Annotated in this window: 25 protein-coding genes; 16 read left to right on the top strand and 9 right to left on the bottom strand. The window is 72.7% G+C overall.

Translation table 11 applies throughout. The annotated features are described in order from the left end of the window. Window positions 1-38: 38 nt before the first annotated feature. From hisG to BR98_RS05320, 5 genes are all read left to right on the top strand, one after another. Window positions 39-884 (top strand): ATP phosphoribosyltransferase, encoded by an 846-nt coding sequence (gene hisG, locus BR98_RS05340; RefSeq protein ID WP_035840618.1) that lies wholly within the window; start codon window positions 39-41, stop codon window positions 882-884. Window positions 885-910: 26 nt separating this feature from the next. Further along, window positions 911-1,381, top strand: a complete 471-nt coding sequence (locus BR98_RS05335) for a PH domain-containing protein (RefSeq protein ID WP_035840616.1) — start codon at window positions 911-913, stop codon at window positions 1,379-1,381. A gap of 169 nt (window positions 1,382-1,550) precedes the next feature. Then, window positions 1,551-2,861, top strand: coding sequence for a hemolysin family protein (locus BR98_RS05330; protein ID WP_035843068.1), 1,311 nt, complete (start codon window positions 1,551-1,553; stop codon window positions 2,859-2,861). Next, the gene (locus BR98_RS05325) at window positions 2,858-3,919 is read left to right on the top strand and encodes a hemolysin family protein (RefSeq protein ID WP_035840614.1); all 1,062 of its coding nucleotides are present in this window, start codon (window positions 2,858-2,860) and stop codon (window positions 3,917-3,919) included. Before BR98_RS05330 ends, BR98_RS05325 begins: the two co-directional genes overlap by 4 nt. 302 nt (window positions 3,920-4,221) lie before the next feature. Next, a complete protein-coding gene (locus BR98_RS05320) occupies window positions 4,222-5,349 on the top strand; it encodes an MFS transporter (RefSeq protein ID WP_051969604.1) in 1,128 nt (375 codons plus the stop codon). A gap of 31 nt (window positions 5,350-5,380) precedes the next feature. On the opposite strand, the gene BR98_RS05315 is transcribed toward BR98_RS05320, so the two are convergent. Then, window positions 5,381-7,294 (bottom strand): AAA family ATPase, encoded by a 1,914-nt coding sequence (locus BR98_RS05315; RefSeq protein ID WP_083976360.1) that lies wholly within the window; start codon window positions 7,292-7,294, stop codon window positions 5,381-5,383. A gap of 324 nt (window positions 7,295-7,618) precedes the next feature. Then, complete coding sequence (locus tag BR98_RS05310; RefSeq protein WP_051969330.1) at window positions 7,619-8,254, bottom strand: uridine kinase family protein; 636 nt, start codon at window positions 8,252-8,254, stop codon at window positions 7,619-7,621. Between the two features lie 126 nt (window positions 8,255-8,380). Between BR98_RS05310 and BR98_RS05305 the strand changes: the two genes are divergently transcribed. Beyond that, window positions 8,381-9,544 carry an acyl-CoA dehydrogenase family protein gene (locus tag BR98_RS05305; RefSeq protein ID WP_035840608.1) on the top strand — a complete coding sequence of 388 codons (1,164 nt, stop codon included), beginning with the start codon at window positions 8,381-8,383 and terminating at the stop codon, window positions 9,542-9,544. 52 nt (window positions 9,545-9,596) lie between these two features. On the opposite strand, the gene BR98_RS05300 is transcribed toward BR98_RS05305, so the two are convergent. After that, window positions 9,597-10,055, bottom strand: coding sequence for a hypothetical protein (locus tag BR98_RS05300; RefSeq protein ID WP_051969329.1), 459 nt, complete (start codon window positions 10,053-10,055; stop codon window positions 9,597-9,599). Window positions 10,056-10,249: 194 nt separating this feature from the next. Between BR98_RS05300 and BR98_RS05295 the strand changes: the two genes are divergently transcribed. The 4 genes from BR98_RS05295 (at window position 10,250) to fxsA (ending at window position 14,762) form a co-directional block, all read left to right on the top strand. After that, window positions 10,250-10,690 (top strand): Lrp/AsnC family transcriptional regulator, encoded by a 441-nt coding sequence (locus BR98_RS05295; RefSeq protein ID WP_035840605.1) that lies wholly within the window; start codon window positions 10,250-10,252, stop codon window positions 10,688-10,690. A gap of 44 nt (window positions 10,691-10,734) precedes the next feature. After that, window positions 10,735-12,333 (top strand): amidohydrolase, encoded by a 1,599-nt coding sequence (locus BR98_RS05290; RefSeq protein ID WP_035840602.1) that lies wholly within the window; start codon window positions 10,735-10,737, stop codon window positions 12,331-12,333. Between the two features lie 151 nt (window positions 12,334-12,484). Then, on the top strand, window positions 12,485-14,155 hold the full coding sequence (gene lnt, locus BR98_RS05285; RefSeq protein WP_051969328.1) for an apolipoprotein N-acyltransferase: 1,671 nt from the start codon (window positions 12,485-12,487) through the stop codon (window positions 14,153-14,155). A 46-nt stretch (window positions 14,156-14,201) separates the two neighbouring features. Beyond that, window positions 14,202-14,762, top strand: a complete 561-nt coding sequence (fxsA, locus tag BR98_RS05280; RefSeq protein WP_035840601.1) for an FxsA family membrane protein — start codon at window positions 14,202-14,204, stop codon at window positions 14,760-14,762. 103 nt (window positions 14,763-14,865) lie between these two features. Here fxsA and BR98_RS05275 read toward each other — a convergent pair whose 3' ends face one another. From BR98_RS05275 to BR98_RS05265, 3 genes are all read right to left on the bottom strand, one after another. Further along, complete coding sequence (locus BR98_RS05275) at window positions 14,866-15,240, bottom strand: RNA polymerase-binding protein RbpA (RefSeq protein ID WP_035840598.1); 375 nt, start codon at window positions 15,238-15,240, stop codon at window positions 14,866-14,868. 223 nt (window positions 15,241-15,463) lie between these two features. Further along, the gene (locus tag BR98_RS05270; RefSeq protein ID WP_051969327.1) at window positions 15,464-17,068 is read right to left on the bottom strand and encodes an FtsK/SpoIIIE domain-containing protein; all 1,605 of its coding nucleotides are present in this window, start codon (window positions 17,066-17,068) and stop codon (window positions 15,464-15,466) included. Window positions 17,069-17,224: 156 nt separating this feature from the next. After that, window positions 17,225-17,419, bottom strand: a complete 195-nt coding sequence (locus BR98_RS05265) for a hypothetical protein (protein WP_035840595.1) — start codon at window positions 17,417-17,419, stop codon at window positions 17,225-17,227. 277 nt (window positions 17,420-17,696) lie between these two features. Between BR98_RS05265 and BR98_RS05260 the strand changes: the two genes are divergently transcribed. The 3 genes from BR98_RS05260 (at window position 17,697) to BR98_RS36025 (ending at window position 19,647) form a co-directional block, all read left to right on the top strand. Further along, window positions 17,697-18,116: an ankyrin repeat domain-containing protein gene (locus BR98_RS05260; protein ID WP_035840593.1), complete on the top strand. Its 420-nt coding sequence runs from the start codon at window positions 17,697-17,699 to the stop codon at window positions 18,114-18,116. Between the two features lie 77 nt (window positions 18,117-18,193). Continuing rightward, the gene (locus tag BR98_RS05255; RefSeq protein WP_035840591.1) at window positions 18,194-18,682 is read left to right on the top strand and encodes a GNAT family N-acetyltransferase; all 489 of its coding nucleotides are present in this window, start codon (window positions 18,194-18,196) and stop codon (window positions 18,680-18,682) included. 317 nt (window positions 18,683-18,999) lie between these two features. After that, on the top strand, window positions 19,000-19,647 hold the full coding sequence (locus BR98_RS36025) for an acyl-CoA thioesterase (protein ID WP_051969326.1): 648 nt from the start codon (window positions 19,000-19,002) through the stop codon (window positions 19,645-19,647). Between the two features lie 108 nt (window positions 19,648-19,755). On the opposite strand, the gene BR98_RS05245 is transcribed toward BR98_RS36025, so the two are convergent. The 3 genes from BR98_RS05245 to BR98_RS41925 are packed head-to-tail and all read right to left on the bottom strand — an operon-like array spanning window position 19,756 to window position 21,081. After that, a complete protein-coding gene (locus BR98_RS05245) occupies window positions 19,756-20,163 on the bottom strand; it encodes a RidA family protein (RefSeq protein WP_035840589.1) in 408 nt (135 codons plus the stop codon). Between the two features lie 46 nt (window positions 20,164-20,209). Further along, window positions 20,210-20,950: an IclR family transcriptional regulator gene (locus BR98_RS05240; RefSeq protein ID WP_035840587.1), complete on the bottom strand. Its 741-nt coding sequence runs from the start codon at window positions 20,948-20,950 to the stop codon at window positions 20,210-20,212. Then, window positions 20,947-21,081, bottom strand: a complete 135-nt coding sequence (locus BR98_RS41925) for a hypothetical protein (protein ID WP_267886039.1) — start codon at window positions 21,079-21,081, stop codon at window positions 20,947-20,949. Before BR98_RS41925 ends, BR98_RS05240 begins: the two co-directional genes overlap by 4 nt. 116 nt (window positions 21,082-21,197) lie before the next feature. Here BR98_RS41925 and BR98_RS05235 point away from each other — a divergent pair, with 116 nt between their 5' ends. From BR98_RS05235 to BR98_RS38995, 3 genes are read left to right on the top strand one after another with little or no spacing between them, the layout of a single operon-like run. Continuing rightward, complete coding sequence (locus BR98_RS05235; protein WP_035840585.1) at window positions 21,198-22,460, top strand: type III PLP-dependent enzyme domain-containing protein; 1,263 nt, start codon at window positions 21,198-21,200, stop codon at window positions 22,458-22,460. After that, window positions 22,460-24,055, top strand: a complete 1,596-nt coding sequence (locus tag BR98_RS05230) for an N-acyl-D-amino-acid deacylase family protein (RefSeq protein WP_035840582.1) — start codon at window positions 22,460-22,462, stop codon at window positions 24,053-24,055. The genes BR98_RS05235 and BR98_RS05230 overlap by 1 nt, the downstream gene beginning before the upstream one ends. Continuing rightward, window positions 24,052-24,195 carry a hypothetical protein gene (locus tag BR98_RS38995; protein ID WP_157537407.1) on the top strand — a complete coding sequence of 48 codons (144 nt, stop codon included), beginning with the start codon at window positions 24,052-24,054 and terminating at the stop codon, window positions 24,193-24,195. Before BR98_RS05230 ends, BR98_RS38995 begins: the two co-directional genes overlap by 4 nt. The last annotated feature ends 8 nt before the right edge of the window (window positions 24,196-24,203 follow it).

The raw sequence follows: 24,203 nt of genomic DNA, 5'->3' as shown, positions 1-24,203 counted from the left end.
GTACCACCATCCGCGACCTAGCGAAGGATCCTCCTCCCATGCTGCGCATCGCCCTCCCCAACAAGGGTTCGCTCTCGGGTCCCGCGGCGGAGATGCTGCATGAGGCCGGCTACCGCCAGCGCAAGGACCCCAAGGAACTGGTCCTGGTCGACCCCGAGAACCAGGTCGAGTTCTTCTTCCTACGCCCGCGCGACATCGCGGTCTACGTCGGCTCCGGCCGGCTGGACGTCGGCATCACCGGGCGCGACCTGCTGCTGGACTCCGCCTCCAACGCCGAGGAAGTGCTCGCCCTCGGCTTCAGCGGCTCGACCTTCCGGTTCGCCGGACCGGTCGGCTCGCCCAAGGACGTGCACGGCCTGCAGGGTCTGCGGATCGCCACCTCCTACACCGGCCTGGTCGAGCAGCACCTGGCCGAGCACGGCGTGCAGGCCACCGTCACCAAGCTGGACGGCGCGGTCGAGACCGCGGTGCAGCTCGGCGTCGCCGATGTGATCGCCGACGTGGTGGAGACCGGTACCAGCCTGCGCAACGCCGGCCTGGAGGTCTTCGGCGAGCCGATCCTGGTCTCGGACGCCGTGGTGATCCGGCCCAAGGGCGCCGGCGAGGACCAGGCCGTGGATCAGTTCCTGCGCCGCCTGCAGGGCGTGCTGGTGGCCCGCCGCTACGTGCTGATGGACTACGACATCCGGGCCGAGAAGGTCTCCGAGGCGGTCGCCCTGACGCCGGGTCTGGAGTCGCCCACGGTCTCCCCGCTGCACACCGAGGGCTGGGTCGCGGTCCGCTCGATGGTGCTCCGCAAGGAGGCGCAGCGGATCATGGACGACCTCTGGGGGATCGGCGCCCGCGGCGTCCTGGTCACCAACATCCACGCCTGCCGTCTCTGACCGGCACCTTCAGGAGTACCAGCGCCATGCCCGTCGGAGAGCTGCCCGAGCTGCCCACCCTGCCCGTCACCTGGCTGCCGCGTCGCAACCGCGCGGTCCTGCTGACGGCCAGCGGGGTGCTCGCGGTGCTCTTCGTCGGCATGGCGCTGGCGCTCCCGGCCAACTGGCAGCTGAACGACCGGGTGATGCTCACCTGCCTGGGCCTCGTCTTCTCCTCGGTCGGCCTGATGCTGGCCCGCCCCAAGGTGGTCGCCGACGCCGACGGGGTGACCGTGGTCAACCTGGTCCGGATGCGGCGGCTGCACTGGGCCGAGATCGTCCGGGTGAACCTCCGTCAGGGCGACCCCTGGGTGACCCTGGACCTGGCCGACGGCACCTCGCTGGCCGCCATGGGAATCCAGCCCAGCGGCGGGCGGGAGCAGGCCGTCCGGGCCGCCCGCGCACTGCGCGACCTCGCCGAATCCCATGGCGCGGCCGCCGAGCCCGCCACTGCGTGACCTTCCGCAGCAATCGAACAGGTATCGTCTAGGCTGGTAAAGCCGGGGCAAAGTACGCCCCTGTGTGGAGCCCGCGACCTGAGGAGTGAGCCTTCCCCTCGATGGACGATCCGTCCGGTAGTACCGACGCCGCCGTGCACCCGATAGCCGGAGAGCAGGCGGCACTGTGATCACCGCCTGGCTGCTGTTGCTCGCGGCCCTGCTGCTCATCCTGGCCAACGGCCTCTTCGTCGCCGCCGAGTTCTCCTTCGTGACCGTGGACCGCGGCGAGGTGGACCGGGCCGCCCAGGCCGGCGACCGCCGCGCGGTCGGTCTGCGCAAGGCGCTGCGCAAGCTCTCCTTCGAACTCTCCGGGGCCCAGCTCGGCATCACCATCACCTCGCTGGTCGTCGGCATGCTCGCCGAACCGGCCCTGTCGGTGCTGCTCCGCCCGCTCTTCCGCGGCCTCGGCGTGCCCGCGGCCGGCGCCACCGGAGTGGCGCTGGTGGTCGGCATGCTGCTGGCCACCGTGCTGCAGATGGTGATCGGCGAGCTGGTCCCGAAGAACTGGGCGATCTCCCGCCCACTGCAGGTGGCCCGCGCGGTGGCCGCCCCGCAGCAGCTCTTCTCCACCGCCTGCCGCCCGCTGATCAGCGCCCTCAACGGCTCCGCCAACCGCCTGGTCCGGGCCCTCGGCATGGAGCCCGCGGAGGAGTTGGACCAGGCCCGGACCCCCGGCGAACTGGCCTTCCTCGCACAGCACTCGGCCAAGGCCGGAGCCATTGCGGAGGACGCGGCGCTGCTCTTCGTGCGCACCCTGAGCCTGGGCGAACTGACCGCGGAGAGCGTGATGACGCCCCGGGTGGACGTCGCCGCGCTGCAGCAGGACGCCACCGCCGCCGACGTGGTCAACCTGACCCGGGCCACCGGCTTCTCCCGCTTCCCGGTCTACCAGCACAACCTGGACGAGGTCACCGGCACGGTCACCCTCAAGGACGCGCTCGGCGTGCGGCCCGAACGCCGCGCCGAGGTGACGGTGGCCCAGCTGGCAAGCGCCCCGCTGCTGGTCCCCGAGACCCTGCCGGCCGAGCGGCTGCTCGACCAGCTGAGGCGCCGTCAGCCGATGGCCATCGTGATCGACGAGTACGGCGGTACAGCCGGCGTGGTGACCCTGGAGGACATCGTCGAGGAGATCGTCGGCGAGGTGCGCGACGAGCACGACCCGGGCGCCACCCCCGAACTGCTCGCGGTGCCGCCGGCGGCCGGCCACCCGGCCTGGCTGGCCGACGGCCGGGCCCGGCTCGACCAGCTGGAGTCGATCGGGCTGCACGCCCCGCACGGCCCGTACGAGACGCTGGCCGGACTGCTGGCCGACCTGCTCGGCAAGATCCCGGACCCCGGTGACACGGTCACGCTGCCCGGCTGGCAGCTGACCGTGCGGGCCGTGGACCGGCACCGGACCACCCAGGTGCTGCTGGTCCACCAGGGGGAGTCGGCGTGATCTTCCTCCAACTCCTCGCCTCGCTCCTGCTGCTGCTCGGCAACGCGTACTTCGTCGGTGCCGAGTTCGCGGTGATCTCGGTGCGCCGCAGCCAGGTCGAGCCGCTCGCCGAGGCCGGCGACAAGCGGGCCCGCACCGTGCTGCACGCGCTCTCCAACGTCTCGGCCATGCTGGCCGCCGCCCAGCTGGGCATCACGGTCTGCTCGCTGCTGCTCGGCGCGCTCGCCGAGCCGACCATCGCGCACCTGCTGGAAGGCCCCGCCCAGGCGGCCGGCCTGCCCGACGTCCTGGTGCACACGCTCGCCTACGCGCTGGCGCTGGCCCTGGTGGTCTTCCTGCACATGGTGATCGGCGAGATGGTGCCCAAGAACATCGCGCTGGCCTCGCCCGAGCGGGCCGCGCTCTGGCTCGGCCCGCCGCTGGACCGGCTGGCCCGGCTGCTCGCCCCGGCGATCCGCTTCCTGAACGCCTTCGCCAACCTGGTGCTGCGGCTGTTCAAGGTGGAGCCCAAGGACGAGGTGGAGACGGTCTTCACCGCCGAACAACTGCTCTGGATCCTCGCCGAGTCGCGGGCCGCCGGCCTGCTGGAGGCGGGGGAGCAGGAACGGCTGGAGGACGCCCTGGAACTGGGCCGCCGACCGGTGCGCGAGGTGCTGCTGCCGCTGGACCGGCTGGTCACGGTGGACGCCTCGGTGACGGCCCGGCAGGTGGAGGAGCGGGCGGTGGCCACCGGGTTCTCCCGCTTTCCGGTGGTCGACCCGGCCGGCTCCATCCTCGGCTACCTGCACGTCAAGGACGTGCTGGAGGCCGAGGACCCGGACGCCCCGCTGCCGGTCCGGCTCTGGCGCCCGGTCACCGTGGTGACCGACCGCCTCCCGCTGGACGACGCGCTGACCGCGATGCGCCGCGCCGCCGCCCACGTGGCCGCCGTCACCACCCCCGACGGCCGCACCCTGGGCCTGGTCACCCTCGAGGACGTCCTCGAGGAACTGGTCGGCGAAATGCACGACCCCGACCACCGGACTGCTACTCGCCCACTCGCCTCCGGGCCCCTCTGACCCGGTGTCGACGTTCTCCCCCAGCCTGGCGGCTGGGAGGTGCCCCCACGCTCCGGCGCTCCCTCGTTCCTCGGTCGCTTGTCCCTCGTCGCTTTCGACACCGGCGGGGCCCTTCGGCTCGGGGCGGGTCGCCCGCTCGCCTCCGGGCCGGGTCGTCCGCTCAACTGACGGAAATGCCAGTGGTGGTCGAGAAGGCTCACTAGGTTGGGGGCGTGATCGTTCAAGACGCAGGGACTCAGGGCACAGCGACAGGTCGCGCCCGCGGCTGGTACCTCGCGGCCGCGGGGGTGTTCGCGGTCGGCATGGCGGGCACCACGCTGCCGACGCCGCTCTACGGGCTCTACCGGGAACAGATCGGGTTCTCCGAACTGATGGTGACGGTGGTCTTCGCGGTCTACGCGCTCGGCGTGATCGCCGCACTGCTGGTCGCCGGTGACTTCTCCGACGTGCTGGGCCGGCGCCCGGTGCTGCTCTTCGCGCTGGGGCTGTCGATCCTCAGCGCGGTCTGCTTCCTGGCCGAGGACGGGCTGCCGCTGCTGTTCGCCGGGCGGTTGCTGTCGGGCTTCGCCGCCGGGCTCTTCAGCGGGGCCGCGACGGCCGCCGTCCTCGAACTGGCACCTCCGGGGCAGCGGGCCCGGGCGGGACTCGCCGCCACGGCCGCCAACATGGGCGGCCTGGGCTGCGGTCCGCTGCTGTCGGGGATCCTGGCGCAGTACACCCGACGGCCGCTCCAACTCCCCTTCCTGGTGCACATCGCGCTGCTCCTGGCGGCCTTCGTGGTCACCCGCGCGCTGCCCGAGACGGTGGCCCGGCACACGCCCCGGCCGCCGCTGCGCCCGCAGGGGATGGTGGTCCCCGAGCAGACCCGCGCGGTGTTCGTGCCGGCCGCGCTGGCCGCCTTCGCCGGCTTCGCCCTGTTGGGGCTGTTCACCGCGGTGTCGCCCAGTTTCCTCGCGCAGACCCTCGGAGTGCACAACCTGGCGGTGACCGGCCTGGTCGTTTTCACGGTGTTCTGCTCCTCCACCGCCGGCCAGCTGCTGATGAGCCGGGTGGGCGTGCGGCGCGCGCTGCCCGCCGGATGTGCGGTGCTGACGGTCGGCATGGCCGTCGTGGCGGCCTCCCTGCTGCTGGAGTCCCTGCCGGTGCTGGTCCTCGGCGGAGTGGTCGGCGGGCTCGGCCAGGGCCTGGGGTTCCGAGCGGCCGTGACCGGGGTGAGCGCCGCGGCACCGGCGGAGCACCGCGGCGCGACGATCTCGGCCTTCTTCGTCGTCGCCTACGTCGGAATCTCCCTGCCGGTGGTGGGGGTCGGGGCGCTGACCCTGGCGCTGGGGCTGCGTGGTGCGGGGCTGGTCTTCGCGGGCTGCGTGATCCTGCTCGCGGCCGGCGTCGGGGTGTTCCTGGCGCGGCGCTCCGATCCCGTGGCCCCCTAGGGCCTGTCCGGCAAGATCGGCCGGACAGGCCCTAGTTTCGGCCGTCGATGAGTTCGCCGTAGGCCTGGACCAGGTCGGGGAGCCGCAGAGTGGCCAGGTCCTCGCGGTCGGGGAGTTCGCGGGAGAGGGAGAGCCGCAGGTCACGGTAGGCGCAGGACTTCTCGTAGAGGGTTCTGATGAACCGTCCGTTGCCCAGCTCGTCGATCCACCCCTCGCCGACCACGTGGGCGCAGATGCTGGCCAGCTCGTCGGCCGCGTCCTCGTCCCAGCTGTCGCCGTCCCGGGCGGCCAGCGCGCTGCCGATCGCGGTCAGCTCGACGGGGCGGTAGCTGGGGAAGTCGACCCGGGTGGTGAACCGCGAGTTGAGCCCCGGATTGGCGGCCAGCAGGCGGTTCATCCCCTCCGGGTAGCCGGCCAGGATCACCACCAGCCGGTCGCGGTTGTCCTCGGCCCGCTTGAGCAGCACCTGCAGCGCCTCGTCCCCGTAGGCATCGCCCTTGCTGTAGCCGGAGTTGGCCAGGCTGTACGCCTCGTCGATGAAGAGCACGCCGTCCAGCGCCGAGTCGATCAGCTCGTTCGCCTTGACCGCCGTCTGGCCGAGGAACTCGCCCACCAGGTCGGCTCGCTGGGCCTCCACCAGGTGCTCGCCGGAGAGCAGGCCGAGGGCGTGGAAGACCTGCCCGAGGATCCGCGCCACGGTCGTCTTGCCGGTGCCGGACGGGCCGGAGAAGACGAAGTGCCGCTTCGGCGGCTGTACCGGCAGGCCCTGCTCGGCGCGCAGCCCGGCCATCCGCAACTGTGCGGACAGCGCTCGTACCTGGCGCTTCACCGGTTCCAGTCCGACCATCCGTTCGAGTGCGGCGAGTGCCGCGTCCAACCGCTGCTGGCTGCCGGCCGGTTCGATGGCCGGTCCGGGTTCGAGCAGTGCCCTCCCGCGCAGGGCCGGCGCGGGTGCGGCGCCGCCCGGGCCCTCGGTGGGGCCGTCGCCGCCGCCGTCGCCGGAGCGCTCCGCCAGCGGCAGCGGATCGGGCTCCGTCTCGCCGACGTACTCGGGTGAGTAGTCCTGCGGGTACGGGGCTGCCGCGATGCCGCTGATCAGGTCGAGGGTCGCCGCGTCGGTCAGCCCGCCGAGGCCGTCGCCCGAGCCCTCGCCGAGCCCCTCGCCGAGCCCGTCCCCGAACCCGTCCCCGAGTCCCTCGCCGATGCCGAAAGCCGGCAGCTCCTCCAGCAGCCCGAGCCCGTCCTCGGCGGCGATCGCCGCCAGTCGTGCGGCGGCGTCCATGAACGCGGGGTCGGCCCGGTGCACCGAGCGGTACAGCGGCAGCGCGGCCGCACTGCGCCCGGCTCCCTCGTAGGCCCGGGCCAGCCAGTACCGCAGCTCCTTGCGCTGCGGCTGCTCGGAGCGGCAGCGGGCCAGCGAGGCGGCCAGCGGGGCCTGGGCCTGGGCGCACATGTCGAGTCTGACCCGGGCCATCCCGCCGAACAGGCCGGCCTCGATGCCGAGCAGTGCGTCGTCCAGCAACTGGTCGGTCTCCCTGATCAGTTGCTCCCAGTCCTTGAGCAGATAGCAGCGGCAGGCGTGCAGGAAGCGCACCGAGGGGTCCTGATCGGGCGCGGGGCACTGGGAGATCGCGCGGTCCAGCTCGGCCAGGTGCCGGCCGTCCAGCCAGTGCGAGGCGTGGGCGAGGGCCAGGTCGCGCTCGTCCTCCAGGACCGGCTGGACCCACCAGCCCAGCCAGTACCAGGAGCTGAGCGGCCGTTGGTGGCGGCGGCGCTGCTCGCCGAAACGTTTCTTGTGGCGGTTCATGGCCAGCAGCGCACCCGAGGTGTCGCAGCGCAGCGCGTGCAGGCCGAGCCAGGCGTCGGCCATGCCCGGGTCCAGTCGCACGGCCGTGCGGAACTCCTCCTCGGCGCGGGCGTAGGCGCCGGCCGTGTAGGCGTCCATGGCACGCAGCCAGGCCCGGTCGGCCGGCCCATGTGGGCCGGAACTGCCGGAGTTGTCAACCGTGATCACTCACGCCCCCCGTGATGTGCACCGAGGCCCGGTCGTTGGCGGGTCAGCGCCGCGCACCCGGGGCGCGTATGCGCCTGCCGGAATCGTACCCGGGTGAGGCTGATCCGGAAGCGTGTTGCACGAGGCCAAATCGCCGCCATGGGTAGACCGTTGGCGTACCGACGGGTTGTCGCCGGGGGTGTCCGGGCAGACGAAACGGCACCTCCGGCTCACGGGGGAACAAGCCGGAGGTGCCGCATCTTGTTGCGCGATCAACTAATCCGGCAACGAGGGAAAACTTAGTTCCTCCCCACCTTCCCGGTCAAGCGACCGCTTAGCCCTCTGGGGCCGCAGAAACTCGCCGGTCCGGCCGTCCACCATGAGCTGCGCGAACGGCCGGCTCGGGTCCGCGGCGAAGTGCGCCGTCTCGGCCGCCGACCAGCGCTCCCAGAAGTCGGCCAGCCCCGGACCGTCCCGCCGCAGGCCACGTGCCCGGGCGTCGTCGAACGGCAGCTCCATCCAGATCAGGGCGGCCAACCAAGGGCGCAGCAGTCGGCGCCCGGCGCCCACTCCCTCCAGCAGCACCGCGGGCGCGGGCGGAACCGCGCGCGCCCCTTGGAAGCGCTCCGCCACCCAGTCGTAGGCCTCGAAGCGGGCGGTCGACCCCTGGGAGAGCGGCGCCAGCACCCGGTCGAGCAGCCGTTCGGTCCAGCCGAAGAACTCCTGCTGGGTGGCGAAATCGTCCAGGTGTACCACCGGCGCGCCGCCGAGCGCCTCGGCCAGTCGCCCGGCGAAGGTGGTCTTGCCCGATCCCGCATGACCGTCCACCGCGACCAGCCGCACTGGTCCGCAGGACGGCGGCTGTGCGAGGAGGTGGGTGGCGAGCGCGGACAGGCCCCTCGGGTGCTCCATGCGGCGAACCCTACGCCGTCTGACCAGGCATTGTGCCGGGCCGTGACGGACGGCTCGGGATCGGGCATACTCACTTCGCACCCCATGTGAACGCTCGTTCACCGCGCCCAGGAGGCGACCGTCCTGATGAACGCCGCACCGCCCAAGCCCGTCGAGCGCCAGCTGCCCAGCGAGGAGGCGCGCGCACTGCTCACCCTGACCCGCGAGCTGGTCCACCGTGAGCTGCTGCCCCGGGCCGCCGAGGACGAGGCGGCCGGCCGGTTCCCGCGCGAGGTCTTCGCCACCCTGGGCGAGGCGGGCCTGCTCTCGCTGCCCTACCCCGAGCAGTACGGCGGCGGCGAGCAACCCTACGAGGTCTACCTCCAGGTCCTGGAGGAGCTGGCGAGCGGCTGGCTGGCGGTGGCCCTGGGAGTCAGCGTGCACACCCTCTCCTGCCACGCCCTGGCCGGCTTCGGCGCCGAGGAGCAGCGCGGACGCTGGCTGCCCGGCATGCTCTCCGGCGCCCAGCTCGGCGCCTACTGCCTCTCCGAGCCGCAGGCCGGCTCGGACGCCGCCGCACTGCGCACCCGCGCCGACCGGGAGGGCGAGGACTACGTCATCCGCGGCACCAAGGCCTGGATCACCCACGGCGGCGTGGCGGACTTCTACAGCGCGATCGTGCGCACCGGCGAGGACGGCCCGCGCGGCATCAGCTGCCTGCTCGTCCCGGGCGAGGCCGAACAGCTCTCGGCCGCACCGCCGGAGCACAAGATGGGCATGAACAGCTCGCCCACCGCGCAACTGCACTTCGACGGCGTCCGGGTGAACGCCGACCGCCTGATCGGCGAACCGGGCCAGGGCTTCCAGATCGCGCTCGCCGCCCTGGACTCGGGCCGGCTCGGCATCGCCGCCTGCGCGATCGGCCTGGCCCAGGCCGCCCTCGACCTCGCGGTCCAGTACGCGGGCAGCCGCAAGCAGTTCGGCCGCCCGATCGCCGAGTTCGAGGGCCTGTCCTTCATGCTCGCCGACATGGCCACCCAGATCGAGGCCGGCCGCGCGCTCTACCTGGCCGCAGCCCGCCGCCGGGACGCCGGACTCGCCTTCGGCAAGGAGGCGGCGATGGCCAAGCTGTTCTGCACCGACACGGCGATGCGGGTCACCGTCGACGCCGTCCAGGTGCTCGGCGGCTACGGCTACACCCAGGACTTCCCGGCCGAGCGGTTCCTGCGCGAGGCCAAGGTGCTGCAGATCGTGGAGGGCACCAACCAGATCCAGCGCCTGGTGATCGGCCGTCACCTCAGCAGCGGCTGAAGGCGCCTGAGGGAGGGTCAGCCCTCGTGGGGCCCCGCCCTCCCTCGGTCGCTCAGTGCCGGACCAGCCGCTCGCGCTGCGTCGGTACCCGGCGCACCAGCGGCACCGAGGCGGGGTCGGCCACGTGCGAGAAGGGCTGGGTGCGCCAGTCCAGCTCGGCCGGGAGGCTGAGCAGCGCCTCCAGCGTGTCGGCCGGACGGGTGCCGGGCTCGGACTCGACCTCCTCGAGGTCGTCCGTCGGCAGCCCGGAGCCCGGGCAGAGCGCGGGCGAGAACGGGTGCCAGGCGGTCCGCAGTACGGCGTGCTGCGGCAGCTGCTCCTCGTCGCCCACCAGGGCGATCGCCCGGTGGCACTCCGGGCAGTGCACGCGGATGATCTCCCAGGTCTCGGCCTCGCCCGGGTCACTGCCCGGGGCGTGCGCCGAACCCGGGGCGAGATCCTCGCCCTCCGGTTCGTCGTGCGAGGTCAGGGTGGAGTCGGCGCGCAGAACGCGCTGCTCGGCTGCAGGCATGTGATCCCCCTTGGATCGGGCCCGGCCAACTCGGCCAGGGCCAACACCAGCACTTCCCGGTGGCGGGGTGTCATAACCCTGCAGGTGGTGGCAAGGTGATGCACCGTGGTGTGGCCTTCGCCACATTCCGCTGGCATGTGCCCCGGGCGCCGCCCGGCAGTCGGCACTCCGGCGGTCGGGTAGGTTTGACGACTGTGGAGGATCTCGACCAGCGCATCGTTCAGCTGCTCGTCCAGGACGGGCGGATGAGCTACACCGATCTCGGCAAGGCCACTGGCCTGTCCACTTCGGCGGTTCACCAGCGGGTTCGCCGCCTGGAGCAGCGCGGGGTGATCCGCGGCTACTCGGCCATCATCGACCCGGACGCCGTCGACCTCGCGCTGACCGCCTTCATCTCGGTCAAACCCTTCGACCCCAGCGCCCCGGACGACGTGCCCGAGCGGCTGGCCCCGCTGCCGGAGATCGAGGCCTGCCACAGCGTGGCGGGGGACGAGAGCTACATCCTCAAGGTACGGGTCGGCGCCCCCGGCGACCTGGAGGACCTGCTGGCCCGGATCCGCAGCGCGGCCGGCGTCTCCACCCGCACCACCGTGGTCCTCTCCACCCCGTACGAGGCTCGCCCGCCCAAGCTCTAGGGTCGATTCATATACCCGGACAACACGGGTGCAGACTGTCCCTCATGACCGAACGCACCTCCCGCACCGTGCTGCTGCGCGGCGGCACCGTCTACAGCCCGGCCGACCCCTTCGCCACCGCGATGCTGATCGAGGGCGAGCAGGTCGCCTGGGTCGGCAGTGAGGGCGCCGCCGATGCGTATGCGACGGTCGCCGACGAGGTGGTCGACCTGGCCGGTGCGTTGGTCACCCCCGCCTTCGTGGACGCGCACGTGCACGCCACCTCCACCGGCCTGGCCCTCGCCGGGCTGCAGCTGGGCGACGTCGCCTCGCTCACCGAGGCGCTGCACCGGATCGCCGGCCACGCGCGGTTCAACGGCGGCATCCTGATCGGCCACGGCTGGGACGAGACCCGCTGGCCCGAGGGCCGTCCGCCGACCCTGGACGAGCTGGACCGTGCCGTGGACGGCGCCCCGCTCTACCTCTCCCGCACCGACGTGCACTCCGCCCTGGCCAGCACCGCGCTGCGTGAGCTGACCCCCGGCCTGGCCGAGCTGCCCGGCTACCACCCCACCGGCCCGCTCACCCGCGACGCCCACCACGCCGTGCGCCGCACCGCGCTGGCCTCGCTGACGGACGATCAGCGCCAGGAGGCCCAGCTCGCCACCCTGCGCCAGGCCGCCTCGCTCGGCATCGCGGCCCTGCACGAGTGCGCCGGCCCGGAGATCTCCTCCACCCAGGACCTCGCCGCGCTGCTCGAGCTGGCCGCCAAGACCGACGGCCCCGAGGTCTACGGCTACTGGGGCGCGCTCGACGACACCGAGACCGCCCACCGGCTGGGCGCTCTCGGGGCGGGCGGCGACCTCTTCGTGGACGGCTCGATCGGCTCGCACACCGCCTGCCTGCACGCCCCCTACCAGGACGGCGACCACACCGGCGTCGCCTACCTGACGGCCGATCAGATCGCCGACCACGTCACCGCCTGCACCCAGGGCGGCCTGCAGGCCGGCTTCCACGCGATCGGCGACGCCGCCCTGACCGCCGTCATCGCGGGCGTGCGGATCGCCGCCGAGCGGCTCGGCCTGCCCGCAGTGAAGGCGCTGCGCCACCGGGTGGAGCACGCCGAGGCGCTGGACGAGGCCGCCATCGCCGCCTTCGCCGAGCTCGGCCTGGTCGCCTCGGTACAGCCCGCCTTCGACGCCGCCTGGGGCGGCCCGGACGGCATGTACGCCCAGCGCCTGGGTGCCGAGCGGGCGGCCGCCCTCAACCCGTTCGCGGCCCTGCTGCGGGCCGGCGTCCCGCTGGCCTTCGGCTCGGACGCGCCGGTCACCCCGCTGGACCCCTGGGGCACGGTGCGCGCCGCCGCCTTCCACCAGACCCCCGAGCACCGGATCTCGGTCCGCGCCGCCTTCGCCGCGCACACCCGGGGCGGCTGGCGGGCGATCGGCCGCGACCAGGAGGGCGTGCTGGTCCCCGGCGCCCCCGCGACCTACGCCGTCTGGCGAACCGGTGAGCTGGTGGTCCAGGCCCCCGACTCCCGGGTGGCCGGCTGGTCCACCGACCCGCGCTCCGGCACCCCCGGCCTGCCCGACCTGACCCCCGGCACCGAGCTGCCCGGCTGCCTGCGCACGGTGGTCCGTGGGAAGACTGTCTACGAGAGCTGACCTGGGGCTTTCTCACCCGCCCCCCAATCGCCGGCCGGTCTTACTCACCCGCTGGTGACTACCGGCGGGTGACCAGGAGAGGTACCTTCGTCAAAACCCGGTCGCTTCGGAGATCCCAGCGTCCGGAGCTCCCAGAAAGAATGGTGCGCAGGTGGCAGTGCCCGTCGACGCGGCTCCCCACGCCGTCGACCCCACCCCGCGGGGCCCGGGCGACGCCCCGCGCCCCGGCCGCCTGGCCCGCCTGCGGGCGAAGGCCCGGGCCGGCTGGAAGCGCAGCGCGCTGGCCGCCGGAGCGGGGCTGCTGCTGGCCGCCGCCTTCCCGCCCTACGACCTGTGGCCGCTGTCCATCCTCGCGGTGGCGGCGCTCTCGCTGTTGACCTACGGGCGCACCGTCCGCCAGGGCCTGTGGACCGGCTTCGCCTTCGGGCTGCCGTTCTTCCTCTGGCTGCTGGTCTGGATCCGGGTGATCGGTTCGGACGCCTGGATCGGGCTCTCGCTGGCCGAGACGCTCTTCGTCGGCGCGCTCGGCGGCGGCCTGGCGCTCACCTCGCGGCTGCGCGGCTGGCCGCTCTGGGGGGCCTGCCTCTGGGTGGCCGAGGAGTGGGCCCGCGACCGGCTGCCGCTGGGCGGGTTCCCGTGGGGACGCCTGGCCTTCGCCAACACCGCCAGCCCGTACACCCCGCTGGCCGCGCTCGGCGGCGCGCCCCTGGTGACCTTCGCGGTCGCGCTGACCGGCACCCTGCTCGGCTACCTGGTCCTGCTCCGGGTCCGCCGGTCCCGGCAGCCCGCCGGACCGCAGCGGATCCTGCGTCCGGCCGCCGCCGTGCTCTGCGCGGCGGTCGTCACCGGCAGCGGCATGATCGTCCCGGTGCCGACCAAGGCCGCCGACCACGTGCACGTCGCGCTGATCCAGGGCAATGTGCCGCGCCCCGGGATGGACTTCCTGGGCCGCCCGATGCAGGTGCTGGACAACCACGCCGCTGCCACCGAGCAGCTGGCCGCCGAGATCAAGTCCGGTCAGGTGCCCCGCCCCGACCTGGTGATCTGGCCGGAGAACTCCTCCGACCTGGACCCGTTCAGCGATCCGCTGGCCTACCAGCGGATCGACCAGGCGGTCCGCGCGATCGGCGTGCCCACCCTGGTGGGCGCGCTGGTCGACGGTCCGGACGCCCAGCACGTGCAGAACGAGGGCATCGTCTGGGACCCGGTCACCGGCCCCGGTGCCCACTACACCAAGCAGCACCCCGTCCCGTTCGGCGAGTACGTGCCGTTCCGCTCGGTGCTGATGAAGGTGATCACCCGGCTGCAGCGGGTCGCCCACGACTTCTACCCCGGCAAGGGCCTGGGCGTGATGCAGCTCGGGCCGGCCAGGATCGGCGATGTGATCTGCTTCGAGGTCGCCTACGACGAGATCGTCCGCGACACCGTCAACGGCGGCGGCCGGGTGCTGGTCGTCCAGACCAACAACGCCACCTACGCCAAGAGCGGCCAGCCCGACCAGCAGTTGGCGATGTCCCGGCTGCGCGCCGTCGAGCACGGCCGGGCCGTGCTGATCGCCGCGACCAGCGGGATCAGCGCGGTGATCCGTCCGGACGGCAGCATCGAGAGCCGCACCCAGGAGCTGACCGCCGCCCAGCTGGCGGCGGACGTCCCGCTGCGCGACGGCCGGACCGTCGCGGACCGGGTGGGCGCGGCCCCCGAGTGGGCGCTGTCCGTCCTAGGCCTGCTGGCCTGTGGCGCCGCCGTGCTGGTCAGCCGCCGGCGCGGCCGCTCCGCCGGAACACCGGTGTCGGTCCAGCCGTTGGACAAGGTGGCGCCCTGACCGCTCGGGACCAGCCCGACCGGCGCCGGCGGAGTGGATTCCTACTGTGACCCAGCACCTTGACCCGAGCCGTGCCCCCGGAACCCCCAGCGAACCACCGACCGGCCGGCGACGCAGCCGACTGCGCCGGGTGCTGCCGCTGCTGGTGGCCGTCTGGCTGGTGCTGGAGATCTGGCTGGTCGTCCAGGTGGCCTCGGTGATCGGCTGGCTGCTGGTGCTGCTCCTGCTGGTGCTCGGCGCGGTGCTGGGCGGTCGGCTGATCAAGCGGGCCGGGCTGAAGGCCTTCCGTGCCGCCTCCGCCTCGCTGGAGCAGGGCACCATGCCGCCGTCGGGCGCCGCCGAGACCGGCACCAGCCTGACCGTGCTGGCCGGACTGCTGCTGATCCTGCCCGGCTTCCTCTCCGACCTGCTCGGCCTGACCATGCTCTTTCCGCCGACCCGGGCGATCTGGCGCGCCGTCGGCCGGCGGGTCGCGCGCAAGGCGCTGCGCGCCGCACCGGCGGGTGATCCGCTCGCGGACGCGCTCCGCCTGCAGGAGCAGCTGCGCATCCACCGGCCCGACGGCAAGGTCATCCAGGGCGAGGTCGTCGACCCGGACCACAAATGAGCCGCACGTGCCACCAGTGAGCCGCACGTGACGAAGGGCCCCGATCCTCTGGGAGGATCGGGGCCCTTCGGCTGTCGCCAGTTCTTCGGTGCTTCGTCGGGTATCAGGCGCTCTTGCGGGTGTCACGCGGGTGCACCGCGAGGTTCATCCCACCGGAACGGAGCACGGCCAGCCGCTCGGCCAGCACCTCCTCCAGCTCCTCGCGGGTCCGGCGCTCCATCAGCATGTCCCAATGGGTGCGGGTCGGCTTGACCTTCTTCTCTTCCGGCTCGTCACCATCGAGCAGGACTGCTTCGGTGCCGCAGAACCGGCACTCCCAAACCGAGGGGATCTCCGCCTCGACGGAGAAGGGCACCTCGAAGCGGTGTCCGTTCTGACATGCGTACTCGACGGTCTGGCGCGGGGCCAGGTCAATGCCACGGTCGGTCTCGTAGCTAGTGGCGCCGAGTCGCGTGCCTCGGAGAGCTCGCTCGCTCATGAATCGTGCCTCCAGGGCTTATGGCCCACAGGACTAGTTGGGGTCGCTGTCTTCGTCGTTCGGTCAACGCTCGGCCGCCGACGAAGATTCCCGTCCCGGGACATGCTCGTCTGTCGTGCCGTCCCTGTTTGTACCCATCTCCGTCCGATTTGTCACATCTGGACTGCGTTATCACCCTGAGTGTCATGAATTTCGCACCCCGTGACCGAATCGGCATTCGGCATTACCCAATTCGCTCCTTGCCCAGTTCGACCCTAGTCGGTGTCGCCTGCTGGGCCTCGGGGGCGGGAGCGGCCTCGGCGGGGACCATCGGCTGGTGCTCCGGCATCGGCGGGGCGGCCGCCTCGATCCGGGTGTCGCGGTGCGGCAGCAGGGCGATCACCGCGTCGCGCAGCCTGGCGGGCGCGTCCTCGTCCAGCGGGTCGACCACGGCCGGCACCTGAAGGCGGACCGGCGACTGGGTGCCGATCCGGGCGTAGCCGCGGCCGGGCGGGGTCTGCGCGGCGGGGGCGATCTCCAGCGGGGTCCCGAGCGCGGTCTGCAGGTCCAGCGCGGTCTGGGTGCCGAGCACCACCCGGGCCCGAGTGGTGGTCCGCACGGTGGGGGAGATCCGGTCGGCGGCCTCGATCGCGTCGACCACCACCACGGTGACCCGGGCGGCGCGGCCGTGCCGCAGCGGGATCTCCAGCAGCTCCTGCGGATCGGGGCGGCCCTCGGCCTGGGCGAGCTCGCTGAGCTCGGTCGGGTGGTCGAGCAGCAGCCAGAGCGGGCGGGTGACGTCGGCGGGGGCCGGCTCGCCCTGGTAGCGGGCGGTGTTCAGGGCGGCGAGCCGGCGCTCGGTCTCCTGCGCGGCCCAGTCCAGCGCGGCCAGTGCGCCGTGCAGGCTGGTCTCCACGGTGTGCACGCCGGGACGGTTGACCAGGCAGGCGTGCTCGCCGGTGCCGGCCCCGTCGATCACCATCAGGTCGCCGTGGGTCAGCGCCTGCAGGGCGATGGTGCGCAGCAGGGTGGAGGTGCCGGAGCCGGCCGCGCCGAGCGCGAGCAGGTGCGGCTCGGCCGAGCGGGGGCCGGTGCGCCAGATCACCGGCGGCTGGTGGCCGGGGCCGCCGTCCTGGCTGACCGGGATCATCCGCTGGGTGGCCTGGGTATCGGTGAAGCCGAGCACGATCTCGCCGGGGGTGGTCACCCAGGTCTGCGCGGGGACGTCCACCGGCAGCGGGGCCAGCGCGGTGACCTGGAGCTTGTTGCACTCCTGGTCCCAGTCGAAGCGGTACTCCCGGGCCCGGCCGGCCTTGCCCTGCACCACCTGCTCGATCCGGCCGCGGGCGGCGGGCTCGGTGTCGGGGAAGTAGGCGGGATAGCCGATCTCCAGCGCGGCGAGCCGGCCCTCGGCGTCGAACGCCCAGCCGGCGAAGGCGTCCTGGTAGCCGCCGTCCGGACGGTAGAGCGGGCAGACGTCGTCCGGCGAGGCCAGGTAGGGGGTGAGCGCGGCGTACAGAGCGGGCAGCTTGACGTCGGCCGGGTCCGGCTCGGGGGCGGCGGCGGCCTTGGGCTCGCGGCCGGTCCAGGCGGCGCTGGCGACCAGTGCGACCACCGCGAGCAGCGGGCCGTGCGGCAGCAGGAAGACGCCGACCAGGGCGGCGGCGGTGAGCAGCAGGGTGGGGCCGCGCCGCTCCTTGGGCGTGGCCTGCCAGCGGGCCCTGGCCCAGCCGGCGTGCCGTCGCAGGCCGCGGCCGATCAGGGTGAGCGGCGCGAACATGTCGGCGGCGTGGTCCCCGGCGGTGCGGGCGAGGTCGCGGCCGCGGGTCAGGTGGCGGTTGAGGGACATGGTCTCCTGGATTCCCCGAGCGGGCGGATCGGACGAATTGGCCCGGGGCGGTGGGACCGCGCCCGGGCCGGTGCGTGCGGTGGCGCCGAGAAGGTGACGTGTGGCAGGTGACGCCGAGAAGGTGACGTCTGGGAGGTGACGTCTGGGAGGTGGCGCCTAGAACTTGATGCCGCCCAGCAGGTTCGCCAGGCTCGCCCCGCCCGCCTGGATGCTCGGCGCGATCGCGGTGCCCGCCAGGTAGAAGCCGAAGAGCGCGCAGACCAAGGCGTGCGACACCTTGAGCCCGTCCCGGCGGAAGAAGAGGAAGGCGATGGTGCCGAACAGGACGATGCCGGAGATGGACAGGATCACGGGACTGCTCCTCGGTCAGGCGGGGACTGGGCCACTGCGGGGACAGTGTCACGGAAAGTTCTCTCATCGTGACAAAAAGTAATAGATGATGGAACGGGGCAAATGGGTGGTCTTCGCCCGTAGCTCTCCCGCTGAGGCCGGAAAGAGCTGAAACTACGGCCCCACAGCCCCCGTCGACCCGACCCCGGAAATTCGCTCGAATGGCCGCGTAACCGCAGGCCAGGTGTGTCGTCCGCTACGGTTCCGATGGCCGACCGTCACGATTGAGAGGATCCCGATGTCCGACACGCACGACCCCCAGGCGTCCGACGCCGAGACCGAGGAGCAGCTGATCGAGCTGGCCGGCCGGATCTTCGAGGCCGCCCGGGGTGGCGACGCCGCCGCACTGGAGGCCTTCCTGGCCGCCGGGGCGCCGGTGAACCTGGCCAACGAACGCGGTGACACGCTGCTGATGCTGGCCGCCTACCACGGCCACGCCCAGGCGGTCCGGGTGCTGCTGCAGCACGGCGCCGACCCGAACCAGGTCAACGACCGCGGTCAGACCCCGCTGGCGGGCACCGTCTTCAAGGGCAACGACGAGGCGCTGGACGCGCTGCTGGCCGGCGGCGCCGACCCGCACGCCGGCCAGCCCTCGGCCTTCGCGACCGCGCAGATGTTCCAGAAGGACGAGCTGCTGGCCCGGTTCGCCCAGCAGTAGCAGGCGGCACCAGGGCGTCTGGAGCAGGCCCGGCCGCCCGATCATCGGATGATCGGGCGGCCGTATGCTTGGCGCCTATGGAGCTTCGCACTACGGGGTACGACCACCCCGACGCCGCCTTCCTCACCGCCGAGGTCCAGCAGGAGTACATCCGCCGCTACGGCGATGTCGACCAGACCGAGATGCGGGCCGAGCACTTCGTCGCCCCGCAGGGCATCTTCGTGGTGGGCTACCTGGACGGTGCCCCGGTCGCCTGTGGCGGCTGGCGGGTCAAGGACGGCAGCAACGCCTTCCTGCGGGACGGGGACGCCGAGCTCAAGCGGATGTTCGTGGTCGAGAAGGCGCGCGGCCGTGGTCTGGCCCGCCTGCTGCTGCGGCACCTGGAAGCCGCCGCGATCGCCGCCGGCCGTCGCCGCCTGGTGCTGGAGACCGGTACCGAGCAGCCCGAGGCGGTGGCTCTCTACGAGTCCGAGGGATATTCGCCGATCACCAAGTTCGGCATCTACCGGGACTCCCCGGAGTGCATCTGCCTGGGCAAGGAACTGGTCACCGTACCGGTCGCCTGAGCGGCGCGCATTTTCCCGGATGCTGCCGCCGATTGGCTGGACACGTGACTGGTGTCGGTGAATTATCCGTACTCCGGACGTGGGGTCGTACCACTGCACGGCGGAATATCGGCGAATTGGGTGCGTGAGCTGGGTTAGCGTCAACCCTGCTGCGTCTCACGACCGCGTCCGGAAATCCGGGCGCGGTTGTCCCTGCTCAACCGATGATTTCCGGGAGACACCGTGCACGAAAATCGCCAGCCGGACAGCAGTGCGGCGGCCGCCGACCACCACGCCCGGTTGCAGCGCGCGCTCGCGTCGGTGCGGGGGTGAGCGCGATGACGGCATACCGCAACGCCCATGTGCTGCGCTGCCCCACCCGGTGGAGCGACGTGGACGAGAACGGCCACATCAACAATGCCCGACTGGTCGGCTACATCCAGGAGGGAATCTACGATCTCTTTCACCACCACGCGAAGGCGGTGCGGGATTCGCTCTTTCCGGCCGGATTCCTGATCGCGCGGCACGAGATCGACTATCTGGAACAGTTGCACCACCAACCGGAGCCGCTGCTGGTGCGGCTGATGGTGGAAGGGCTCGGGCGCAGTTCGGCACGGGTGCGGGTGGACGTCTGCCGGGACCCGTTCCGGTACATGACGGCGCGCACCGTGGTGGTGGCCCGGGACCGGGCTTCGGGGCGCTCGCGCAAGTTGAGCCAGTCCGAGCGGCATTTCCTGTCGGACTATATGACGACGTCCTCGTCCTTTGTCTCGCCGGGCATTCCGACACCCGCGAAGCCGGTGGACGCGGCGCCGCCCCGGATCACGCCCAAGGTGATGCCGCAGCGGGCGCCCAGGACGGTGATGGCCCGTCAGAGCCACCAGACGTACCAGAGCCACCAGACCCTGTCGGCCCACCAGGCCGCTCCGGCGCGCAAAGTGCCGGCGCCCAGCCGGTTGCCGGCCCGAGTGCTCTGCCGGGTCTGACCGGCACGCCGGGGTCTGGCCGGCACACCGAGGCCTGGCCGGCGCGCTGGGGTCCGACCAGCACGCGTCCCGTGGTGCCGGCCGCGGCACCACGGGACGCCGGGCGGATCAGTCGAGCACGGCCTGCGCGTCGATCTCCACCAGCATCACCTCGTGCGGCAGCTCCACGAAGACCGTGGTGCGGCACGGCTTGACCGCGCCGGCCGGCAGGTTCTCCTCGAGGAACGTGGCATAGACCTCGTTCATCGCCGCGAAGTCCGCCCGCTCGGTCAGGTAGACGCGGAACATCACCACGTCCGCCACGCTCGCGCCGCCAGCCGTCAGGATCGCCTTGACGTTCTCCAGGGTCCGCCGGGTCTGCGCCTTGACGTCGCCCTGGTGCAGGTAGGCGCCGGTCGCCGGATCCTGCGGACCCTGTCCGGAGACCTGCAGGATCGGGCCCTTGCGGACGGCCTGGGAGAACACCCAGGCCGGGGCCGGGGCGCCGTCGGTGCGGATCTCGATCTTCTCGCTCATGTGTGCACTTTCCTCGGGGGATCCTCGGGGGATCAACGGGGTACGGTCAGTCGGCGCCGCACTCGGCGGAGATCGCGGCGGTGGCGGCGAGCAGCTGGGGCAGCAGCTCCAGCACCCGCTCGTAGGGCAGGGACAGGTCGGGGACCGACAGCGAGGCGGCCGCGACCACCCGGCCGGTGGCATCGCGGATCGGGGCGGCCACGCAGTTCACGAACGGCTCGTGCTCGGCGTGGTCCTGCGCCCAGCCCTGCTCGGCGACCACGGCCAGCTCGGCCAGCAGCGCCTTCGGGGTGGTCAGGGTGCGCTCGGTGAACGGGGTGAACTCCAGTTCGGACACCAGTTTCTGACGCTCCGTCGGCGGTAGGTCGGCGAGCAGGACCTTGGACACCGCCGCGCAGTGCATCGGCACCGTCAGCCCGATCCTGGAGTACATCCGCACCGGCTGGCGCGACTCGTACTTGTCGATGTAGACCACCTCGCCGCCCTCCAGGGCAGCCAGGTGCACGGTCTGGCCGGTGGCCGCGTTCAGCGCGGCCAGCCTGCCGGCCGCGAGGCGGCGGACCGAGCGCTGCTCCAGGGCCCGGCTGGACAGGGCGAACAGGCCGGCGCCGAGGTGGTAGCGGTACCCGGCGTCGCGGTAGACCAGGCGGGCCTCCTCCAGGCTCTGCAGCAGGCGCAGCGCCGTGGTCTTGTGCACGCCGAGCAGGGCGGCGAGCTGGTCGAGGGAGCGTTCGCCCTCGGCGAGTTCGGTGAGCAGGGCCAGGGCGCGGGAGACGGTCTGACTCATGAGATCCCCTTGGAGGTCACCCGGGTGGCGGCCCACTGCTCGGGTGCGGCGGCCGGCAGGGCGGCCCTCAGTCGGGCCGGCGGCAGCACGGCCATCGACTCGCCGAGGCAGACCGCCTGCACTGCTTCCACCAGGCACGCTCCTTCGTTGACCCGTGTGGCTCCGCATGTTAGAACAGCGTTTGCAACATACGCAAAGAGCGTTGCATATGTTGCAACACTGCAGTTCGTGGCCTGGAGGCGGCGTGATGGACAGGGCAAGGGTGGGCGAACTCGGGGCAGAGCGCCTGGACTGGCGCTTCAAGGCGCTGCCGGCCGCCGCCTGGGGGCTGACCGTCCGGGAGTACCTGGCCACCGGGCCCACCCTGGACGAGTTCGGCACCCCGCTGCTCACCCTCGACGCGGGTGCACTGGACCACAACCTGCGCGCCATGGCCGCCTGGTGCGAGCGGGCCGGCGTCCGGCTCGCCCCGCACGGCAAGACCACCATGGCCCCGGCCCTCTGGCAGGCCCAACTGGACGCCGGCGCCTGGGGCATCACGCTGGCCAACCTGCCGCAGCTGCGGGTCGCCCGGGCCTTCGGCGTGCAGCGGGTGCTGCTCGCCAACACGCTGCTCGACCCGGCCGGACTCGCGTGGCTGGCCGGGGAGTTGGACACCGATCCGGAGTTCGACTGCATCTCCTGGGTGGACTCGGTGGCCGCCGTGAAACTGATCGACCAGGCGCTGCGGGCCGCCGGCGCCGAGCGCCCGATGGAGGTGCTGGTCGAGCTCGGCGGGCCGGGAGGCCGCACCGGCGCCCGGGATCTGGCCACCGCGCTGGCCGTGGCGGCGGCGGTGGCCGAGGCGCCGACCCTGCGACTCGCCGGCCTCGGCGGCTACGAGGGCGCCCTCGCCCATGACAGCACGCCCGCCTCGCTCGCCGCCGTCGAGGCCTACCTGGCCCGCCTGGTCGAACTGCACGACCGCCTGCGCGCGGACGGCTCGCTCACCGGCGACACCGGCGAGGTCATCGTGACGGCCGGCGGCAGCGCCTACTTCGACCAGGTCGCCCGGGTGTTGGCGCCGCTCGGCCGGACCGGGACCTCGGTGGTGCTGCGCTCGGGCGCCTACCTGGTGCACGACGACGGCTTCTACCGGGCCATCTCCCCGCTGGTGCGCGGCGCCGCCGGCGAACCGCTGCGCTCGGCCATGCACGGCTGGGCCCGCGTGGTCTCCCGCCCCGAGCCGGCACTCGCCCTGCTGGACGGCGGCAAGCGCGACTTCCCCTACGACGAGGGCCTGCCCACTCCCCAACTCACCCGCTCGGGGCGGCCGGTGACCGGAACCGTCACCGCCGTCAACGACCAGCACGCCTTCCTGCGGGAGAGCGACGCGGAGGTCGGCGAGGTGGTCCGCCTCGGCCTCTCGCACCCCTGCACGGCCTTCGACAAGTGGACCCTGATCCCAGTCCTGGACGACGCCGAGGCCGCCCACCCCCGGGTGGTCAACCTGGTGCGGACCTTCTTCTGATGCCCACCCTGCTCTTCCGTGGCGCCACCGTGGTCGACGGCAGCGGCGCCGACCGCCGGCCGGCCGACGTGCTGGTCCGCGACGGACTGATCGCCGAACTGGGCCGGAACTTGACGGCCGATCAGATCATCGACGCCCGGGGACTGGTGCTGGCGCCCGGTTTCATCGACATGCACGCGCACTCCGACCTGCGCCTGCTGGTCGAGCGCGCCCACCCGTCCCGGGTGACCCAGGGAGTCACCTGCGAGGTGCTCGGTCAGGACGGGCTCTCCTACGCCCCCGTGGACGACACCACACTCCCGGCGCTGCGCCTCCAACTCGCGGGCTGGAACGGCGATCCCGAGGACTTCGACTGGGACTGGCGCAGCGTCGGACAGTACCTCGACCGGCTCGACCGCGGCATCGCCGTCAACGCCTGCTACCTGGTCCCGCACGGCACCCTGCGGGCTCTGGTACTCGGCTGGGACCGCCGCCCGCCGAGCCCCGCCGAACTCGACCGGATGCGCCAACTCCTGGCCGAGGCGCTGCGCGAGGGCGCGGTCGGCCTGTCCAGCGGCCTCAGCTACACCCCCGGCATGTACGCCGACACCGCCGAGCTGGTGGCGCTCTGCGAGGTGGTGGCCGCGCATGGCGGCTACCACTCGCCGCACCAACGCTCCTACGGCGCCGGGGCCTTGCAGGGCTACGCCGAGATGGTGGAGATCTCCCGGCGCTCCGGCTGCCCACTCCACCTGGCGCACGCCACCATGAACTTCGCCGTGAACCAGGGCCGGGCCGGCGAGCTGCTGGACCTGCTCGACCAGGCCCTCGCCGAGGGCTGCGACCTGACCCTGGACAGCTACCCGTACCTGCCGGGCTCCACCACCCTGGCTGCCCTGCTGCCCAGTTGGGCCGCCGAAGGCGGACCCGAGGCCACCCTGGCCAGGCTCGCCGACCCCACCGCCCGCGAGCGGATCCGGGTCGAGCTGGAAGAATGCGGCAGCGACGGCTGCCACGGCGTGATCGCCGACTGGAGCACCGTGCAGCTGTCCGGCGTACGGAACCAGCGGCTCGCCGCGCTGGTCGGCCGGACCGTCGCGGAGCTGGCCGCCGAGCGGGGCAGCAGCGGCACCGAGCTCTTCTTCGAGCTGCTGCGCGAGGACGAGTTGGGCACCACGATCCTGCAGCACGTCGGCCACGAGGAGAACGTCCGGGCGATCATGCGCCACCGGGCGCACACCGCAGGCAGTGACGGCCTGCTGGTCGGCGCTCGCCCGCACCCCCGCGCCTGGGGCACCTTCCCGCGCTACCTCGGCCGCTACAGCCGCGAGTTGGGCGTACTCACGCTCGAGCAGGCGGTGCACCGGATGACCGGCCGCCCGGCCCGCCGGCTGCGGCTGACCCGGCGCGGCCTGATCCGCCCCGGCTACCACGCCGACCTGGTGCTCTTCGACCCCGACACGGTCGCCGACACCGCCGACTACCAGGACCCGCGCCGCCCGGCAGTGGGCATCCAGCACGTCTACGTCAACGGCACCGCCGTACTGAGCGACGCCCGCCCGACCGGTGCACTGCCCGGCCGCGCGCTGCGCCGCACCGACCGAGGAGTCCGGTGAGCGCCTTCCGTGCCCAGCTGGCCGCCGACCCGGTGATCGCCGTGGTCCGTGCCACCCTCGCCGAGGGCGGTATCCGGTGGGCCGAACTCACCCGCCGGGCCCGGACCTTCACCGAGAAGCTGGCCGCCCGCCGGACCTGAGGGCCCGG

Source organism: Kitasatospora azatica KCTC 9699 (assembly GCF_000744785.1).
GTDB lineage: Bacteria > Actinomycetota > Actinomycetes > Streptomycetales > Streptomycetaceae > Kitasatospora > Kitasatospora azatica.
Note: the sequence above shows the minus strand (reverse complement) of the source record. Positions and strands in the feature narration are given on the sequence as shown.

Coding starts and splice junctions, on each gene's coding strand:
- BR98_RS05300 (WP_051969329.1), bottom strand. CDS start 10,055: ATGCCTGCAGCCGAGCAGCGCGTTCTGCGCGCCGACTCCACCCTGACC.
- BR98_RS05310 (WP_051969330.1), bottom strand. CDS start 8,254: ATGGAGCACCCGAGGGGCCTGTCCGCGCTCGCCACCCACCTCCTCGCA.
- BR98_RS05290 (WP_035840602.1), top strand. CDS start 10,735: ATGACCGAACGCACCTCCCGCACCGTGCTGCTGCGCGGCGGCACCGTC.
- BR98_RS05270 (WP_051969327.1), bottom strand. CDS start 17,068: ATGTCCCTCAACCGCCACCTGACCCGCGGCCGCGACCTCGCCCGCACC.
- BR98_RS05275 (WP_035840598.1), bottom strand. CDS start 15,240: ATGAGCGAGCGAGCTCTCCGAGGCACGCGACTCGGCGCCACTAGCTAC.
- BR98_RS05335 (WP_035840616.1), top strand. CDS start 911: ATGCCCGTCGGAGAGCTGCCCGAGCTGCCCACCCTGCCCGTCACCTGG.
- BR98_RS05240 (WP_035840587.1), bottom strand. CDS start 20,950: ATGAGTCAGACCGTCTCCCGCGCCCTGGCCCTGCTCACCGAACTCGCC.
- BR98_RS05260 (WP_035840593.1), top strand. CDS start 17,697: ATGTCCGACACGCACGACCCCCAGGCGTCCGACGCCGAGACCGAGGAG.
- BR98_RS05245 (WP_035840589.1), bottom strand. CDS start 20,163: ATGAGCGAGAAGATCGAGATCCGCACCGACGGCGCCCCGGCCCCGGCC.
- BR98_RS36025 (WP_051969326.1), top strand. CDS start 19,000: ATGACGGCATACCGCAACGCCCATGTGCTGCGCTGCCCCACCCGGTGG.
- BR98_RS05235 (WP_035840585.1), top strand. CDS start 21,198: ATGGACAGGGCAAGGGTGGGCGAACTCGGGGCAGAGCGCCTGGACTGG.
- BR98_RS05305 (WP_035840608.1), top strand. CDS start 8,381: ATGAACGCCGCACCGCCCAAGCCCGTCGAGCGCCAGCTGCCCAGCGAG.
- BR98_RS05255 (WP_035840591.1), top strand. CDS start 18,194: ATGGAGCTTCGCACTACGGGGTACGACCACCCCGACGCCGCCTTCCTC.
- hisG (WP_035840618.1), top strand. CDS start 39: ATGCTGCGCATCGCCCTCCCCAACAAGGGTTCGCTCTCGGGTCCCGCG.
- BR98_RS05315 (WP_083976360.1), bottom strand. CDS start 7,294: ATGGACGCCTACACGGCCGGCGCCTACGCCCGCGCCGAGGAGGAGTTC.
- BR98_RS05230 (WP_035840582.1), top strand. CDS start 22,460: ATGCCCACCCTGCTCTTCCGTGGCGCCACCGTGGTCGACGGCAGCGGC.
- BR98_RS05320 (WP_051969604.1), top strand. CDS start 4,222: ATGGCGGGCACCACGCTGCCGACGCCGCTCTACGGGCTCTACCGGGAA.